The sequence below is a fragment of the Streptomyces sp. NPDC093097 genome, from assembly GCF_044754325.1.
GTDB lineage: Bacteria > Actinomycetota > Actinomycetes > Streptomycetales > Streptomycetaceae > Streptomyces.
In genome coordinates this window covers 45,906-61,584 of record NZ_JBIVOW010000017.1, presented here as the reverse complement: position 1 = coordinate 61,584, position 15,679 = coordinate 45,906, and the positions used below count along the sequence as shown (strand labels likewise).

Genomic DNA, 15,679 nt, shown 5'->3' with positions numbered 1-15,679 from the left:
ATGGTGTTTGACGCCAAGCACTTCGATGACTTCACCAAAAAGGGTTATTGCGTGATCGAGGGCTACCTCGACCAGGAGACCGTGCAAAGCCTGCGTGAGGTGTCCCAGAAGGTCCTTACCAGTGAGGTCGGCGGCACGATGCCGCCGAGCCGGCTGCTGGAGAGCGAAGAGCTCAAGAAGGCGCTTTTCTCCGAGAAGTTCTACGCGATGGTGGCCGACCTCAACGACAAGGTCGGACCGCTGCTGATGTATCCGAACTTCACCGTCCGCAAGCAGCTGGTCATCAACTGGCACATAGACGACCGCATGCTCTCGAAGCCGGTGAACAAGCCCGGTGACTTTCCCGCGATCCTGATGTTCAACGTCTACTTGCAGGACAACGATCCGGTCAACGGCGGTGGCGCGGACATCGTCCCGTCGAGCCATCTGCTGCCCCGCGACGAGCGCGAAGAGCTCATCCGCAGCCATGAGTTCGTGCCCCAGGACACGGTGCAGAACAAGGCGGGCGACCTGGTGATCTTCGACTACCGGGATGTGCACCGCGGCACCCAGCCGCAGGTCGAGAGCGATGTCGACCGGCTCGCGCTGCAGTGGACCTTCTCCACCGACGAGGCGGTCACCCAGGACTACCTGAAATACCTGCGCGCCCGGTTGACCGAGAAGCTGCACATCTCGGACTTCACCAACCACAAGGCGACGAACTACTTCGCGGACCTGCCCCACATCACCCGCGAACTCATCGAGGAATCCTGCGGGAAACCGGTCTTCCCGGAGGGCCTTGAGTACCGCGGGTTCGCCGACATCGTGGAACAGGACGCACGCTGATGCCCAACGTGTCGCGCGTGATCCTGGATTCTCTCGGGGACGAGGGCATATCGGCCTTCTTCATGGTCCCGGGGAAGATGATCAATGCCTATATGTCCAACTACCGTCAGGGGGACGAGCAGGGGCACCCCCGGATAGCACCGGTGATCGCCGCCGCCGAGGGCGGCGCGGCGGCGATGGCCGACGGATATGCCAGGGCCTCGGAGAAGTTCGGCGTGGCCATCGCCCTGGACGGACCGGGTGTGGCCAACGCCGTCGGGGGACTGGTCAACGCGCAGGCGGACCGCTCGCCCGTCGTGTTGCTGTCGGGCCACATTCCCCGGGGATTCGACGCCCGTGACGCACTCCAGGACGTGACGCCGACGGGCCTGGACATGGCGGCGCTGCTGGCCCCGGTGACGAGTTCATCGCTCCAGGCGCGGAGCGCGGGACATCCGATCCGCTACTGGAACACCACGCTGAGGAGCCTCGCGGCCTGTCCGACGCGACCGGTGTATCTGTCCTATGCCGCGGACGTGCTCTTCGCGGAGACCGACGAATCCGCCGTCAGCATGCGCGCGTTGACCTCGTCGCACACGAGCTGCGACCAGGCGGATCTCGACCGCGTGATCACGAGGATCAACGAGTCGGCGAGTGTCGCCGTACTGGTGGGCTCCCACGCCAACAAGCGGGACGTGCGGAAGCTGCTGACCCGCCTGTCCGAATCCCACGACATCCTCGTCGGCTCCACCATCGACGCGAAGGGGGCTTTCACCGAGAGCCACCCCAACAGCGTCGGGGTGTTCGGGTATTCGGCCAACCTGCGGGCCGTCGACCTCTTCGCGCGCAATCCCCCGGAGACCGTGCTTTTGCTGGGCTGCCGGCCCTCGCAGTGGAACACCAACGCCTGGGATCCCGGCCTCTCCGGGGCGCGGAACATCATCGAAGTGACCTCGTCGATCGAGGACATCGGCAACTTCGTGCCCGGCTCCGAAACGCTCCTCTGCGACGAACTGGCCTTCCTGCGGCACTGGGAGACCACTCTGGCCGGCACGGCCTTCGCCGGAAACGCGGCGGTGCGCGAACGCGTCGAGACCGTCCCGCTGCACGAGCCCGTTCCCGACGACGTCGACGCCCTGCACCCGGCCCGCGCGGTGCGGTGCCTGAACAAGTGGCTGAAAGACCGGGTGTGCATAGCGGATTCGGGAAACCACCGGTCCTTCGCGACGCACTATTGGACGACGCACATCGACGCCGGTTTCCACTCCAGCACCACCATGGGCGTCATGGGCTGGGCTTTCGGCGCGGCGATCGGTATTTCCTACGCCCGGGAAGAGGGCTGCCTCGTCATCACCGGTGACGGCTGCGCCCTGATGAACGGGATGGAGATCCAGACCGCCGTCCGGTACCGCAGGAACATCATTTTCGCGATCTTCGACAACTCGTCGTACGGCGCGACGTACATGAACAACAAAAACAATCTTCCGGAGCTGAGCGTTCTGCCGGCTCACGACTGGGTCAAGTTCGCCGAGTCCGTCGGCGCGGCGGGATTCCGCGTGCGGACGCTCGACGAACTGGACACCGTGGCCCAAAAGATCAAGGACGACGACGGGGTCTATGTGCTGCACATCATGGTCGACCGTGATGCCGGCACGCCCGCCCAGTCGTATCGGGAAAACCTGACGTCCTTCGCCAAGTCGAGAAGTGGGAGCGATGCTCAGTAGAACGTCCTCGGGCCCACCGGAAGCACGTCAGAACCACCCCTGGCACGGATCTGCGATGCGTGCTGCAACAACAATGAGGTAAGTAGCGGAGATGTCTGGTGCGAAGTTTACGAGCAACGAACTGCGCGTACTGTTCTTTGCGTTCTTCAGTGTCGTCATCGGGTTGATGGCGGTTGATTTCTTCAACCCCTCCCTCCCGCTGATCCAGAAGGACTTGTCGGTCAGTCAGGGCACCATCAAGAACCTCATCGTGCTCTACATGGTGGTGCTCGGACTGGCTCAGTTCTTCTACGGAAGTCTCTCTGACGCCAAGGGACGGAAGATAGCCCTGACGACGGGGCTCGGTGTCGCAGCAGTGGGGCTGTTCCTGGGGTACACCGCCCACAGCATCGTCGTACTGGACATCTCCCGCGTCCTCACGGCCCTGGGCACGGCCGCCTGTACCGTGATCTCCCGAGCGCTGATCGTCGACACCCTGCAGGAGCCCGGGAAGCTGCGGAAGGCCTTCTCGTACTTCTCGATGGCCAGTCAGTTGTCGCCCTCGCTGGCCCCGCTGGTCGGTAGCTTCATCGGTATCCGCTTCGGCTGGCACCTCCAGTTCCTGCTGTTCTCGGTGGCGATCGTCGCAGGTCTGATCATGATTGCGTTCCTGATGCCGGAAACCCACCCGGAATCGGCGCGCAGTCATGATCGGACGGGGAAGGTGCAGGCGTACACCTCGGTGCTGAAAAACGTCAACTTCACGTCGTACAGCATCGCCTCGGCGCTGATCTTCGCCTTCACCATCGCGTTCTACGCGACAACTCCTTTCGCTTTCCACGCGCTGGGGATCAGCCCGGTCGGCAACAGCCTGTTCTACATCCTGTACTCGGTGTCCATCATCTGCGGCTCGTTCTTCAACAGTTGGATCCGCTGGTCGCCGAAGAGCACCTATAGCGCGGGTCTCGCGGTCTATCTGGTGGTCTTCGCGGTCTCGGCGTTCTCGGGCCTGGACAGCAGTCTGGTGAAGATCGGTCTGTTCTCCGTCGCGCTCGGATTCACCTGCGGTGTGATGGCGCCGCTGACCCTGACCCTGAGCATGACGACGGTGGAAACGGCACGCGGCGCGGCCAGCGCGGTACAGGGCGCCATCAAGATGTTCTTCACCGGCGTGCTGCTGGTGGTGTTCGACAACGTGTACATCGCCGGATTCACCTCCATCGTGCTGATCTTCGTCGGGTTTGCGCTGGCGCTGCTTGTGCTCTTCGCACTCACCGCGGCCGCGAACCGAAAGGGCACGGATCGAAAGGAAACGGTCAGTGCATAAGAGAACTGCCCTGGTGCTGGGCGGGACTTCCGGTATCGGCCGGGGAATAGCGCAGTCCTTCGCCGCACACGGGGCGGAGGTGACGATCACCAGCCGCGATCCGGACCGAGCCGCTAGGACGGCGGAGAGCATCGGCGCCGCCGGCATACCGAGCGCCTCCGGTATCGGCCTCGACCTCTGCCATCCGGAGAAGGTCGCAGACACGCTCCTGAGGCACGGCAGGAGCTTCGACGTCGTCGTGCTCAACGGCCCGGGGTATCGGCCGGGGCGTATCTCCACCGCGACATCGGACGATTTCGCCAGCGCCTACGGCTCGATGTTCCTGTCGCTGCAACAGGTCGTCTCCGCGGTCGTCGACGGCATGAAGTCCCAGCAATGGGGCCGGCTGCTGTACGTCTCCTCAAGCTCGGTGATCGCCCCCATCGACGAACTCGCCGTCTCGTCGGTGATCCGTTCCGCCGTGAACTCCTACCTGAAGCTGCTGGCGAACGAGCTGGCGCCCGAGGGGATCACGGTCAACTCGATCATCCCCGGCCGTATCGACACCCCCCGGGTCAACGCGGTCGACGCGGCACGTGCGCGCGAGCGGGGCATCGAAGCCGACGAGGTCCGCAAGGGCGCGGAGAGCCGCATCCCGGTGGGCCGGTACGGCACCCCGGAGGACGTCGGGGAGCTCGCGGCCTTCCTGTGTTCGGGGCGGGCGGACTACCTCACCGGTTCGGCCTTCCGGTGCGACGGCGGGATGACCACCGCGCTGTGAGGCCGGGACGCCGAGGCGGGTCGACGAGCGGCCCCGCGTCTCCCTGACGGAGACCGGACCGCCTCGACCACGGACGCCCGACGGAGCCACCGGACCGGGCCGTGCCATCGGTACGGCCCGGTCCGGACGCACGCCCGCCGCCCCCGCGGACCGCGGGTACACAAACGAACAACCGCCCCCGACCGAAGGCCGAGAGCGGTTGTTCGTTGGCTGCCGCCCGAAGAACGGGCAACGTCTGCCGTCTGTGTCCGAGGGGGGACTTGAACCCCCACGCCCGATAAAGGGCACTAGCACCTCAAGCTAGCGCGTCTGCCATTCCGCCACCCGGACAAGGTGTCTGTCTTTCCGGCCCCTGGGCCGTTCCGACGAGGAAAACAATAGCAAACGTTCGGGGGTGGTCGATCACGCGTGCTCCGACCTGGACGCGGGCCTGTGACCAGGGCATGTCGGGAGTATTGCGGCCTTGGGTGGAGCGCGCACGAGGGGGAGGATGGCGGTGGACCCCGCCGCGGAGGCCCTCGGGTGCGCCGCGGCCCTGAACCATGAGGAGGCACTGTGAGCGAGCTGCGCGAGCGAACCATGGAAGGGTGCGGCCACCGCACATGCGGGGCCGGGCGAAACGAGGTTTCGGCATGAGCGAATCACAGTCGGCCCGGACGATCACCGGCGAGGACGAGGTCGTCGATCTGTGCCGCGATCTGATCAGGATCGACACCAGCAACTTCGGCGACCACTCGGGGCCGGGGGAGCGCGTCGCCGCCGAGTACGTCGCGGAGAAGCTCGCCGAGGTCGGCCTGGAGCCGAAGATCTTCGAGTCGCACAAGGGACGCGCCTCGACCGTCGCGCGGATCGAGGGCGAGGACCGCTCGCGGCCGGCCCTGCTGATCCACGGGCACACCGACGTGGTGCCGGCCAACGCCGACGACTGGACCCACCACCCGTTCTCCGGGGAGATCGCGGACGGGTGCGTCTGGGGCCGCGGCGCGGTCGACATGAAGGACATGGACGCGATGACGCTGGCCGTGGTGCGCGACCGGCTGCGCACCGGCCGCAAGCCCCCGCGGGACATCGTGCTGGCGTTCCTCGCGGACGAGGAGGCCGGCGGCACCTACGGCGCCCGCTACCTCGTCGACAACCACCCCGAGCTCTTCGAGGGCGTGACCGAGGCGATCAGTGAGGTCGGCGGCTTCTCGTTCACCGTCAACGAGAACCTGCGGCTGTACCTGATCGAGACGGCCCAGAAGGGCATGCACTGGATGAAGCTGACCGTGGCCGGTTCGGCCGGGCACGGTTCGATGATCCACCGGGACAACGCGATCACCGAACTCTCCGAGGCGGTCGGCCGGTTGGGCCGGTACGAGTTCCCGGTGCGGGTGACCAAGACGCTGCGGGCCTTCCTGGACGAGCTCGGGGATGCGCTGGGCACCGAGCTGGACCCGGAGAACATGGACGAGACGCTGGCCAAGCTGGGCGGCATCGCCAAGCTGATCGGCGCCTCGCTGCGGAACACCGCCAACCCCACGCAGCTGGGCGCCGGTTACAAGATCAATGTGATTCCGGGCGAGGCCACCGCGCATGTGGACGGCCGCTTCCTGCCGGGCTTCGAGGAGGAGTTCCTGGCGGACCTGGACCGGACCCTGGGGCCGCGGGTCCGGCGCGAGGACGTGCACGCGGACAAGGCGTTGGAGACCACCTTCGACGGCGCCCTGGTGGACGCCATGCAGTCGGCGCTCCAGGCCGAGGACCCGATCGCGCGGGCCGTGCCCTACATGCTCTCCGCGGGGACGGACGCCAAGTCCTTCGACGACCTCGGCATCCGCGGGTTCGGGTTCGCGCCGCTGAAGCTGCCGCCGGAGCTGGACTTCGCCGGGATGTTCCACGGCGTCGACGAGCGAGTGCCGGTGGACGGGCTGAAGTTCGGCGTGCGGGTGCTCGACCGGTTCATCGACCAGAGCTGACCGCTCCGCGTCGGCGCGCCCGTTGCGGGCCGTCGCCAAGGAATGCCGAGGTGCGCCGAATACCGGTGGTGAAACGGTTTTTCGGGGCAGTCGGCGGGCGCTTCGCGCATACCGGGAGAGCGAAGTCGACGTGAATTTCCTGCCGTTCTCGTCGACTTCGCTGGAAAGAGTGAATGTTGCGATGTGTTCGTAGCTTCAACGGCCCGGTTTCGTTGGGGTGATTGTGGTCCGCGGCTGGGACCGCATTGCCTACAAGGAGGATTCATGATCAAGAAGGTTGTCGCCGCTGCTGCGGTCGCCGGTGGTCTCGTCATGACCGGTGCCGGCCTGGCTGTTGCCGACTCCGGAGCCCAGGGTGCCGCGGTGCACTCCCCGGGTGTGGTCTCCGGCAACGTCATCCAGGTGCCGGTACACGTTCCGGTGAACGTCTGCGGCAACACCGTCTCCCTGATCGGTCTGCTGAACCCGGCCTTCGGCAACACCTGTGTGAACCGCTGACGTTATTGATGGTGTATTCGACCCACTAAGGGTCGGGCCCGGTATGGCTCCGGAACGTCCCTGTGGCATTCCGGAGCCTCTGGGTATTTTCGCGGGCGGGTGAACCTCCCCAAGAGACAGTCCGCGGAGCGTGACCTCACCTCCGTGGATTGCCATCCGCCGGCATTCCTGTAAGGCACAAGGCAGGGGAAGACTATGAGACAGGTCGCAAGAAAAGGCCTGATCACCGTGGCGGCCGCAGGCGGCGTGCTCGCCATGGCCACCGGTTACGCGCACGCGGACGCGACGGCCGCGGGCGGGGCGTCGCATTCGCCCGGCGTCGTGTCCGGCAACGCCGTCCAGGTCCCGGTCAACGTCCCGATCAACGCGTGCGGCAACACCGTCGACGTGGTCGGTCTGCTCAACCCGGCGTTCGGCAACAACTGCGCGAACGTCTCCGGTGGGCGGCACGGCCACGGTCACCACGGCGGTGACGGCCGTGGCCACGACCAGGGCGGCAACCACCGGCAGACGTCCGGTGGGCACGGCGGCGCGACGGCCGCGGGCGGGGCGTCGCATTCGCCCGGCGTCGGTTCCGGCAACGCCGTCCAGGCACCGATCGACGTCCCGGTCAACGCCTGTGGCAACAGCGTCGACGTGGTCGGCCTGCTGAACCCGGCGTTCGGCAACGATTGCGCCAATGTCTCGCCGACGAGCCCGGACTACCCGCACCGCCCCGGCCACCCGCGGGAGCAGGGCCACCACCCGGACCGCCCCGGCAATCCGCACGAGCCGCAGTCCGTCATGCCGAAGACCCCCGGCGTGCGGACCCAGACCGCAGGCGCACCGCACGCCCGGGTCGTGACCACGGCGCGGCACAGCGAGCGGCAGCAGCCGCAGCTCGCGCAGACCGGTGGCGGGGCGCTCGGCTTCGCGGTGCCGCTCAGCGCCGGGATGCTGGTGGGCGGCGCCGTCCTCTACCGGCGGGCGCGTACCGCTCGCAGGTGAGCGCCGGCGTTCGGTGACCGCATGACGGAGCGGGCCCCGTCCCTGACGGGGCCCGCTCTGCTGTCCTCACCTCCGCGCGGCGCTCACCACGTCGGGCGCGGCTGCCGGATGATCCGGCGGCGCAGCCGCACCCGGCGACTGCCGTCGGGATTGAGGCGGAGTCGGTCCAACTCCCAGTGCCCGTACTCGGCATGGTCGGTCAGCAGGCGTGTGGCGGCCTTGCGCGAGACGCCCCGCGGCACATACACATCGCAGAATTCGTATTCCGGCATCGCATCTATTGTGCGCGACCGGCCCCGGTACGGATAGCGTCTGCACTATGTCTGATGCTGCGCAGCCTTCCGCTGCCGAGGTACGTGCCGCCGCTGAGGCGGTCAAAGCCGCGCTGGACCGTCACCTCGACGCGGTCGAACGCCGCTCGGGGCCGGACGACCTGGCCGTCTACGCCGCGTTCGACGAACTCGCCGCGGCTGCTGAGGCCTATGACGAGCTGCTCTACGACACCCACGACGAGGTCACCCCCTTCGAGATCCCCGGGAACGACGGCCTACCGGCCTATGCCGGTCCCGAGGAGCCGAGCGCGCTGAGCGTGCTCATCCGGCGCGACTACACCGTCGCCAAGCCGCAGCGGCTGCTGCATCAGGCACAGCGCATCGCGGCCCTGGACCCGGACGCCGCCGATGACGCGGCGGGCCATGCCGACGACGCCGCCGCGGTGGTGGGCAGCAGCGTCTACGCCGCGCTCGGGGTGCTCTTCGGGGAGTACGAACCGGACGAGATCGCCTCCCGGCACAAGGAGTTCGGCCTGGAGGAGGGCGATTCCACGCTGTGGGTGGCCGCCGTCGACGAACCGGCCGAGCCGGGGGAGTGGCTGGCCGCGCCGTTCGACGAGGCCGATCCGCAGCGGGTGGTGTGCCGCTTCGACGTCAGCTCGGTCTTCGACGAGGAGCTCGACGACGGCGATGACGACGATCTGCTGGAGCCGGCCGACCGGAGTCGGTGAGGCACGGCGCGACGGGGCGGGCGGTGCGGTCAGCCCGCGGTGGTGTCCGCCGACTGCTCCTCGGCCTGGACGCGCAGCAGCGTCCGCAGCCGGGTGGTGCGTTCCTTCGCGGGGACCTCGGCGATCGCGCGGGGCAGCGCCTGGTCCACGCCCTGGACGATCGACAGATGGCGTTCGCCCCGGCCGAAGGCGGTGTAGGCCCAGGAGCGGGTCAGGCCGCCGGCGGCGTCGCCGGGGAGCACCACGACCGCGGCCGGCCAGCGCCGGCCGGCCGCCTGGTGGGCGGTGAGCGCCCAGCCGTGCCGCACCGCGCCGGAGCCGACCTGCTCGCGCGGGACGACCACGGCGGTGCCCTCGCAGTCCAGGCGCAGGCCCTCGGCGTCGGCACCCGTGACGGTGCCCGTGAGCGTACGGCCCGGCGCCGGGGAGTAGGCGATGCGGTCGCCCTGGTCGAAGCCGCCGAACCGGCCGGGGCCGGGGTTGAGCCGTTCCTTGAGCGCGGAGTTCAGTGCGCGGGTGCCGGCCGCGCCGCCGTGGCCGACCGTGATGACCTGCGTCTGGTCCGCGGGGATGCCCAGGGCCCTGGGCACCGAGTCGGCGACCAGCTGGACCGTGCGGTGCACCGCCTCGCCGGCGTCCCGCGCCGGGACGATCACCACCTCCTTGCCGGGCGCCTCGACCTGGCTCAGCTCGCCGATGCCGATGCCGGACACCAACTCGCCGATCGGCCCGAAGTCCGGGGTACGGGAGGCGACTTGGGGGCAGGTCCGGGCCTGGAGGAGGTCGGCGAAGAGCCGGCCGGGGCCCGCGGACCACAGGACGCCCGGGTCGCCGCTGAGCACCAGGCGCGTGCCGTCGGCCAGCGATTCGACGAGCAGGGCGGCGGTCTCCACGTCCAACTGCGGGGCGTCCAGGACGACGAGCAGATCGAGGGCGAGGGCGCCGTCGGCGTCCCGGCCCGGGCCCTCCTGGCCGGACAGCAGGCCGGCGACGGTCACCGCGGCCTCCGCGCCGGCGGGCTCCGGGGCGGCCTCGGCGAGGTGCGCGGCGAGCCGTCGGCGGCCGTCGGCGGTGTGGGCGGCGCCGACCGCCCGCAGCCCGAGGGCGCGGGCCGCGGCGACCAGCGCGGCGGGCTCGGCGCGGGCCGCCTCGCCGCCGGTGTGCGCCACCAGGCCGCTGTCCGCGACGGCCCGGATCAGCTCCGCGGCGGAGGGCGAGGGGGCGGCCGCCGCGGCGGCTTCCCAGGCGGCGGGGGAGGGCCGGGACGGTGCCGCTGCGCCGTCCTCCTCGGGCCGTTCGCCCTCCGGGCCGTCGGCCGCCTCGGCGTCCTGCGCCCGGCCGTCGTCGGTGCCGTCCGTCCCGTCGTCGTCCGCCGCGGCGCCGTCGTCGGTGCTCTGCGCCGCCTCGTCCACCGGGGGCTCGAAGGTGTTCAGCAGCCGGGCCAGGCCGTCGGCGACGCTCTCCTCGGCCATGGCGAGCCGGTCGAGGCCGAGCAGCACGCGGACCGGCTGCTCCTCGTCGTCGTCCGCGGTGCCGCGGGGGCGGCCCGGGGTCTCCAGCGCGTCCTGGAAGACCAGCACCGCGCCCTCGGCGATGGCGCTCTGGAGGGCCTCGTCCGGATCCGGCACGGCGCGCTGGGCGAGGGCGGCGCGGAGCGCGGACGGCTCCAGGACGGAGTGGCCGGCGAGTGCGGCCTGCTCCAGCAGCCAGCCGATCAGCGCCTGGGCGCGCCGCTCGTCGCCCGGCCCGCAGGCGGCGCCGAGCAGTGCGCGGGCGAAGTTGTCGGCCTGGTCGGGGCGGACGCCGGGCACCGCGAGCAGCTGCCAGGGGTCGTCGGCCAGCACCTGGGCGGCCTGCTGGCCGAGCGCCTCGGTGGCCCGCTCCGCCAGTGCCTCGGGGGCGCCGCCGGCGGCCAGCACCCGTCGGATGCCGTCGACGCCGGGGCCCGCGGCCACGGCGGGGTGGGCCGCGGGGACCGCGGGGGCGGCCGGGGCCTGCGGTGCGCCGGAGTCCGGCGCGGCCGGACGGGGCGGGGGGCCGGCGGGACGCGGCCCGGCCGCCTCGGGCGCCGGGGCCGGAGCCGCCGGCGCGGGCTGCGGGGCCCGACCGGGGCCGTCGGCGCCGCCTCGCGCCGGGCGGGCGGCTCCGGCCGAGCCGCCCCGCGGCGCCTCGGCGAAGAACGAGGCGGCGGAGCGCTCCCCGGTCTCCACGGCACGCACCGCCGCCGCCAGCGCCGCCACGGACGCGGCGGGTCCGGGCTGCGGTGCCTCGCCGGCCTCGCCGCCCGCCTGGCCACCGGGTGCGGCGGCCTCCTGCTCGGGCGGGTTGTCGCCGGCGCGGTCGGTACTCACAGCGTGCTCCAGTCGTGGTCGGGATAGTGGTGCACCGGAGCCGACACATCGTCCAGCGCCCGGCGGATCTCGTCAGGAAGACTAAGCGCCTCCACTGACAACGAGGCTCTGAGCTGCTGCGCTGTGCGGGCGCCGAGGATCGGGGCGGTGACGCCGGGGCGGTCGCGGACCCAGGAGAGCGCGACCTGGAGGGACGTGACGGCCAGCCCGTCGGCGGCGGTGGCGACCGCGTCGACGATCCGGCGCGCGGTCTCGTCCAAGTAGGGCGCCACGAAGGCCGCGAGGTGCTCCGAGGCGCCGCGGGAGTCGATCGGGGTGGCGCGGCGGTACTTGCCGGTGAGCACCCCGCGGCCCAACGGGGACGACGGGAGCAGGCCGAGCCCCAGGTCCCGGGCGGCGGGCAGCACCTCCCGCTCGACGCCGCGCTGGAGCAGGGAGTATTCCATCTGCGTGCTCGCCAGCCGGTTGCGCACTCCGGGGGCGGCCAGCTGCCAGGTGGCGGCCTTGGCGAGCTGCCAGCCGGAGAAGTTGGACAGGCCCACGTAGCGCGCCCGGCCGGTGGCCACCGCCTGGTCGAGCGCCTGGAGGGTCTCCTCCAGCGGCGTGCTCGGGTCGAAGGCGTGCAGCTGCCACAGGTCGACGTAGTCGGTGCCCAGGCGCGCCAGGGAGGCGTCGAGGGCGGCGAGCAGATGGCGGCGCGAGCCGTCGACCCGGCGGTCGGGCGCGAGCACGCTGCCGGCCTTGGTGGCGATCACCAGGTCCTGCCGCGGAACCAGCCCTTCCAGGAGGCGGCCGAGGAGGTACTCGGCGCCGCCGCCGGCGTAGATGTCGGCGGTGTCGACGAGCGTGCCGCCGGCCTCCCAGAAGGTCTTGAGCTGCTCGGCGGCGTCCTGCTCGCCGGTGTCGCGGGCCCAGTTCAAAGTGCCCAGCCCGAGGCGGGAGACGCGCAGGCCCGTGCGGCCGAGGTGCCTTTGCTCCATGCGCCAGACCCTACGCGCCACGCCCCGTGATCAGGGGACCTGTGGACAACGGCCGGGCCGCCGGCGGCGGGTGTGCGGACCGGCCCTTTGGTGACGGCCCCCGCACCCGCGCGCTAGAGTCCCCGGAACAGCGACGTTACTGATGGGTAAGGGGAGCGGCATGAGGCTTGGCATCAACCTCGGCTACTGGGGCGCCGGGATGGATTCCGACAATCTCGCGGTGGCGCAGGAGGCCGACCGCCTCGGTTACGCGGTCTGCTGGGCGGCCGAGGCGTACGGTTCCGACGCCCCCTCGGTGCTCTCCTGGGTGGCCGCGCAGACCGAGCGCATCGACGTCGGCTCGGCGATCTTCCAGATCCCGGCCCGTACGCCCGCGATGACCGCGATGACCGCGGCGACCCTGGACTCGCTCTCCGGCGGCCGCTTCCGGCTCGGCCTGGGCGTCTCCGGCCCGCAGGTCTCCGAGGGCTGGTACGGCGTGAAGTTCGACAAGCCGCTGGCCCGCACCCGGGAGTACGTGGAGATCGTCCGCAAGGCCATGTCCCGCGAGCGGCTCTCCTACGAGGGCGCGCACTGGACGCTGCCGCTGCCCGGCGGCCCCGGCAAGCCGCTGAAGCTCACCGTCCACCCGCAGCGCGAGCACATCCCGCTCTACATCGCCGCGATCGGCCCCAAGAACCTCAAGCAGACCGGCGAGATCGCCGACGGCGCGCTGCTGATCTTCCCCTCCGCCGACCACCTGGAGGACACCGCGATCTCCCACCTCCGGGAGGGCCGGGAGGCGGCCGGGAAGACCATGGAGGGCTTCGACGTCTGCCCCACCCTCCCGCTGGCCGTCGGCGAGGACAAGGACGTCAGCGCGCTCGCCGACCAGTTCCGCCCGTACACCGCGCTGTACGTCGGAGGCATGGGCAGCCGCAAGCAGAACTTCTACAACCAGCTCGCGCAGCGGATGGGGTACGAGAAGGAGGCCGCCGAGATCCAGGACAAGTACCTGTCCGGGGACAAGGCCGGCGCCGCCGCCGCGATCCCCGAGCGGCTGATCGACCAGACCACGCTGCTGGGTTCGGTCGACCGGATCGCCGAGCGGATGCAGGCGTACGCGGCGGCCGGGGTGACCACCCTGACGCTGGCGCCGGCCGGCTTCACCCTGGAGGAGCGGGTGGCCTCGCTGCGCGCGGGCACCGAGGCGCTGGAGCGCGCCGGACTGGCATAGCCGGTCGGTCCCGCGGGACGCGAAAGCCCGGCGCCGCGGCGCCGGGCTGAAGGGGGCTTGCGGCCGTGGTGGGGGCTCGGGGGTCTTCCCCGCCACGGCCGTCACGGAACTCAACGCCTCAGGGGCGGGCGGGTTACGGGGCCCGTCCCGGCAGGATCAGGCGAACGGTCCCGGTGGGCGCCGCCCCCGGTTGCCGGCGGCGGAACACCGGAATTGACTTGCCCGGCACGGGCCCGTCCGTTCGGAGGTGACGCTGATGTTCTCGGTCAGGAGCCTGTTCCAGGAGATCGTCGAGGACGACGACGCCTACCGCCTCTTCTGCTCCATCGCGGCCGGCGGAGAGGCCCAGGGCGGCTGGGAGAACGGACGGATCGCCGCACTGCTTCCGGAGTCCCAGCGGGAGTTGGCGCCCAAGGTCGCCCGGCACGGCGCCGACGAGGACAAGCACGGCCGCATCTTCCACGCCCTGCTCCGCAGGCGCGGTCTGACGCCCGTCGAGGTCCCCGCGGCCACCGACTACACCATGCTGCTGGAGCGGCGGGGCATCGGCCTGTCCCACGACCGGCTCCGCCGCGACGAGCCGCTCGGCGAACGGGACGTCCTCACCTACCTCGCGCACAGCCGGGTCACCGAGCAGCGCGCGGCGGAGCAGATGCTGCTGCTGCGCGGGTACTTCGGCGACCACCCCGAGGTGGGCAGGGCGGTCCGGATGATCTGCCACGACGAGGAGAACCACCTCGCGTACTGCCACGAGGAGCTGCTGCGGCTGGCCCGGGTGGGCCACGGGCGGACCATCCAGCGGATCCTGCGGGAGTGCGCGCTGGCCGAGATCGCCGTCCACCGGGACGTCAGCCTGGCCGTGATGGCGCACATGGGCCGCATCCTGGCGTGGCCGGCGGCCAGGTCCGTACTGCTCAGGGCCGGGATCCTGGCGTTCTACGGCTACGAGCGGCTGCTCGGCTGGCGGCGGATGGTCAGCCTCCGGATGCCTGAGCGGCGGAACGCGCTGGGCGGACCCGCCGCCTCCGCGCCGGAGTTCGTCTGAGCGTCCGCAGGGCGCGGCCCCTCACAGCCGGCCGCGGCGCTTGAACAAGCCGGTACAGCGACACCTCGATGACGGCCATCGCCGCCAGGACCGCCGGGTAGCCCAGCGACCACTTCAGCTCCGGCATGCGGGCGAAGTTCATGCCGTAGACGCCCGCGATCAGGGTCGGCACCGCGGCCGGCGCCGCCCACGCCGAGATCTTGCGCATGTCGTCGTTCTGCTGGACCCCCATCTGCGCCAGATGGGCGGCCAGGATGTCCGACAGCAGCCGGTCCATGCCCTCCACCTGCTCGTTGGCGCGCGTCAGGTGGTCGCCGACGTCCCGGAAGAACGGCCGGGCCTGGTCGTGCACGAACGGCACGCCGGGCCCTGGAGGCGCGTCATGGGATCGGTCAACGGGGCGGTGGCGCGCCGGAATTCGAGGATCTCCCGCTGGAACGCATAGATCCGGGCGGCGGTGTGGCGGGTCTCCCGGCCCACCGGGGCGAACGCCTCGGCCTCCAACTCCTCCAGATCTCCCTGGAGTTCGGCGGCGAGCTCGATGTAGTGGTCCGCCACCGCGTCGCCGACCGCGTACAGCACCGCACCCGGGCCGTGCCGCAGGATCTCCGGGTGCTGCTCCAGCCGCCGCCGGACCACCGCCAGCGGGCTGGCCGTCCCGTGCCGGACGGTGACCACGAACGCGTCGCCGACGAAGACCATCAGCTCCGAGGCGGTCACGGTGTCGGCCGCCACGTCGTAGGTGATCGGCTTGAGCACCATGAACAGCGAGTCGTCGTAGACCTCCAGCTTGGGCCGCTGGTGCGCCTTGAGGGCGTCCTCGGCGGCCAGCGGGTGCAGTCCGAACTCGCCGCTGACCCGGTCGAACTCGCCCTCGGTGGGCTCGTGCAGGCCCAGCCACAGGAAGGAGCGGCCCTCCGCCCGCGCCGCGTCCAGCGCGTGGGAGAAGTCCGTCGCGCACTCCTTGCGGCGGCCCTCGCGGTAGAGGGCGCAGTCCACGATCACACCTGGCGTTCTCGCCCGGGGCACAGGTCCCTGCCAGGGAAG

Annotated in this window: 13 protein-coding genes, 1 tRNA gene and 1 pseudogene; 10 read left to right on the top strand and 5 right to left on the bottom strand. The window is 70.7% G+C overall.

The window, feature by feature from the left end:
* The 4 genes from ACIQE0_RS26215 (at position 1) to ACIQE0_RS26200 (ending at position 4,594) form a co-directional block, all read left to right on the top strand.
* The gene (locus ACIQE0_RS26215; protein ID WP_402336608.1) at positions 1 to 825 is read left to right on the top strand and encodes a phytanoyl-CoA dioxygenase family protein; all 825 of its coding nucleotides are present in this window, start codon (positions 1 to 3) and stop codon (positions 823 to 825) included.
* The gene (locus ACIQE0_RS26210; protein ID WP_402336605.1) at positions 825 to 2,528 is read left to right on the top strand and encodes a thiamine pyrophosphate-binding protein; all 1,704 of its coding nucleotides are present in this window, start codon (positions 825 to 827) and stop codon (positions 2,526 to 2,528) included. The genes ACIQE0_RS26215 and ACIQE0_RS26210 overlap by 1 nt, the downstream gene beginning before the upstream one ends.
* A gap of 91 nt (positions 2,529 to 2,619) precedes the next feature.
* Complete coding sequence (locus ACIQE0_RS26205) at positions 2,620 to 3,834, top strand: MFS transporter (RefSeq protein WP_366330882.1); 1,215 nt, start codon at positions 2,620 to 2,622, stop codon at positions 3,832 to 3,834.
* Positions 3,827 to 4,594 (top strand): SDR family oxidoreductase, encoded by a 768-nt coding sequence (locus ACIQE0_RS26200; protein ID WP_402336602.1) that lies wholly within the window; start codon positions 3,827 to 3,829, stop codon positions 4,592 to 4,594. The genes ACIQE0_RS26205 and ACIQE0_RS26200 overlap by 8 nt, the downstream gene beginning before the upstream one ends.
* Positions 4,595 to 4,839: 245 nt before the next feature.
* Here the strand turns inward: ACIQE0_RS26200 and ACIQE0_RS26195 are convergent.
* A tRNA-Leu gene (locus tag ACIQE0_RS26195) sits at positions 4,840 to 4,924 on the bottom strand.
* Positions 4,925 to 5,226: 302 nt separating this feature from the next.
* Here ACIQE0_RS26195 and ACIQE0_RS26190 point away from each other — a divergent pair.
* From ACIQE0_RS26190 to ACIQE0_RS26180, 3 genes are all read left to right on the top strand, one after another.
* Positions 5,227 to 6,552, top strand: coding sequence for a M20/M25/M40 family metallo-hydrolase (locus ACIQE0_RS26190; protein ID WP_402336599.1), 1,326 nt, complete (start codon positions 5,227 to 5,229; stop codon positions 6,550 to 6,552).
* Positions 6,553 to 6,816: 264 nt separating this feature from the next.
* Complete coding sequence (locus ACIQE0_RS26185; protein ID WP_366330885.1) at positions 6,817 to 7,050, top strand: chaplin; 234 nt, start codon at positions 6,817 to 6,819, stop codon at positions 7,048 to 7,050.
* 195 nt (positions 7,051 to 7,245) lie between these two features.
* A complete protein-coding gene (locus tag ACIQE0_RS26180) occupies positions 7,246 to 8,037 on the top strand; it encodes a chaplin (RefSeq protein WP_366330886.1) in 792 nt (263 codons plus the stop codon).
* A gap of 83 nt (positions 8,038 to 8,120) precedes the next feature.
* On the opposite strand, the gene ACIQE0_RS26175 is transcribed toward ACIQE0_RS26180, so the two are convergent.
* Positions 8,121 to 8,309 (bottom strand): DUF5703 family protein, encoded by a 189-nt coding sequence (locus ACIQE0_RS26175; protein WP_366330887.1) that lies wholly within the window; start codon positions 8,307 to 8,309, stop codon positions 8,121 to 8,123.
* 47 nt (positions 8,310 to 8,356) lie between these two features.
* Here ACIQE0_RS26175 and ACIQE0_RS26170 point away from each other — a divergent pair, with 47 nt between their 5' ends.
* Positions 8,357 to 9,040, top strand: a complete 684-nt coding sequence (locus ACIQE0_RS26170; protein ID WP_366330888.1) for a hypothetical protein — start codon at positions 8,357 to 8,359, stop codon at positions 9,038 to 9,040.
* A gap of 29 nt (positions 9,041 to 9,069) precedes the next feature.
* Here ACIQE0_RS26170 and ACIQE0_RS26165 read toward each other — a convergent pair whose 3' ends face one another.
* Both ACIQE0_RS26165 and ACIQE0_RS26160 read right to left on the bottom strand, forming a co-directional pair.
* Positions 9,070 to 11,391 (bottom strand): helix-hairpin-helix domain-containing protein, encoded by a 2,322-nt coding sequence (locus ACIQE0_RS26165; RefSeq protein WP_402336596.1) that lies wholly within the window; start codon positions 11,389 to 11,391, stop codon positions 9,070 to 9,072.
* A complete protein-coding gene (locus ACIQE0_RS26160; protein WP_366330890.1) occupies positions 11,388 to 12,371 on the bottom strand; it encodes an aldo/keto reductase in 984 nt (327 codons plus the stop codon). The genes ACIQE0_RS26165 and ACIQE0_RS26160 overlap by 4 nt, the downstream gene beginning before the upstream one ends.
* Before the next feature lie 160 nt (positions 12,372 to 12,531).
* Here ACIQE0_RS26160 and ACIQE0_RS26155 point away from each other — a divergent pair, with 160 nt between their 5' ends.
* The gene (locus tag ACIQE0_RS26155) at positions 12,532 to 13,587 is read left to right on the top strand and encodes an LLM class F420-dependent oxidoreductase (RefSeq protein WP_366330891.1); all 1,056 of its coding nucleotides are present in this window, start codon (positions 12,532 to 12,534) and stop codon (positions 13,585 to 13,587) included.
* Positions 13,588 to 13,843: 256 nt separating this feature from the next.
* The gene (locus ACIQE0_RS26150; protein WP_366330892.1) at positions 13,844 to 14,632 is read left to right on the top strand and encodes a ferritin-like domain-containing protein; all 789 of its coding nucleotides are present in this window, start codon (positions 13,844 to 13,846) and stop codon (positions 14,630 to 14,632) included.
* Positions 14,633 to 14,653: 21 nt separating this feature from the next.
* On the opposite strand, the pseudogene ACIQE0_RS26145 reads toward ACIQE0_RS26150, so the two are convergent.
* A pseudogene (locus ACIQE0_RS26145) lies at positions 14,654 to 15,637 on the bottom strand (magnesium and cobalt transport protein CorA).
* Between the last annotated feature and the right edge of the window lie 42 nt (positions 15,638 to 15,679).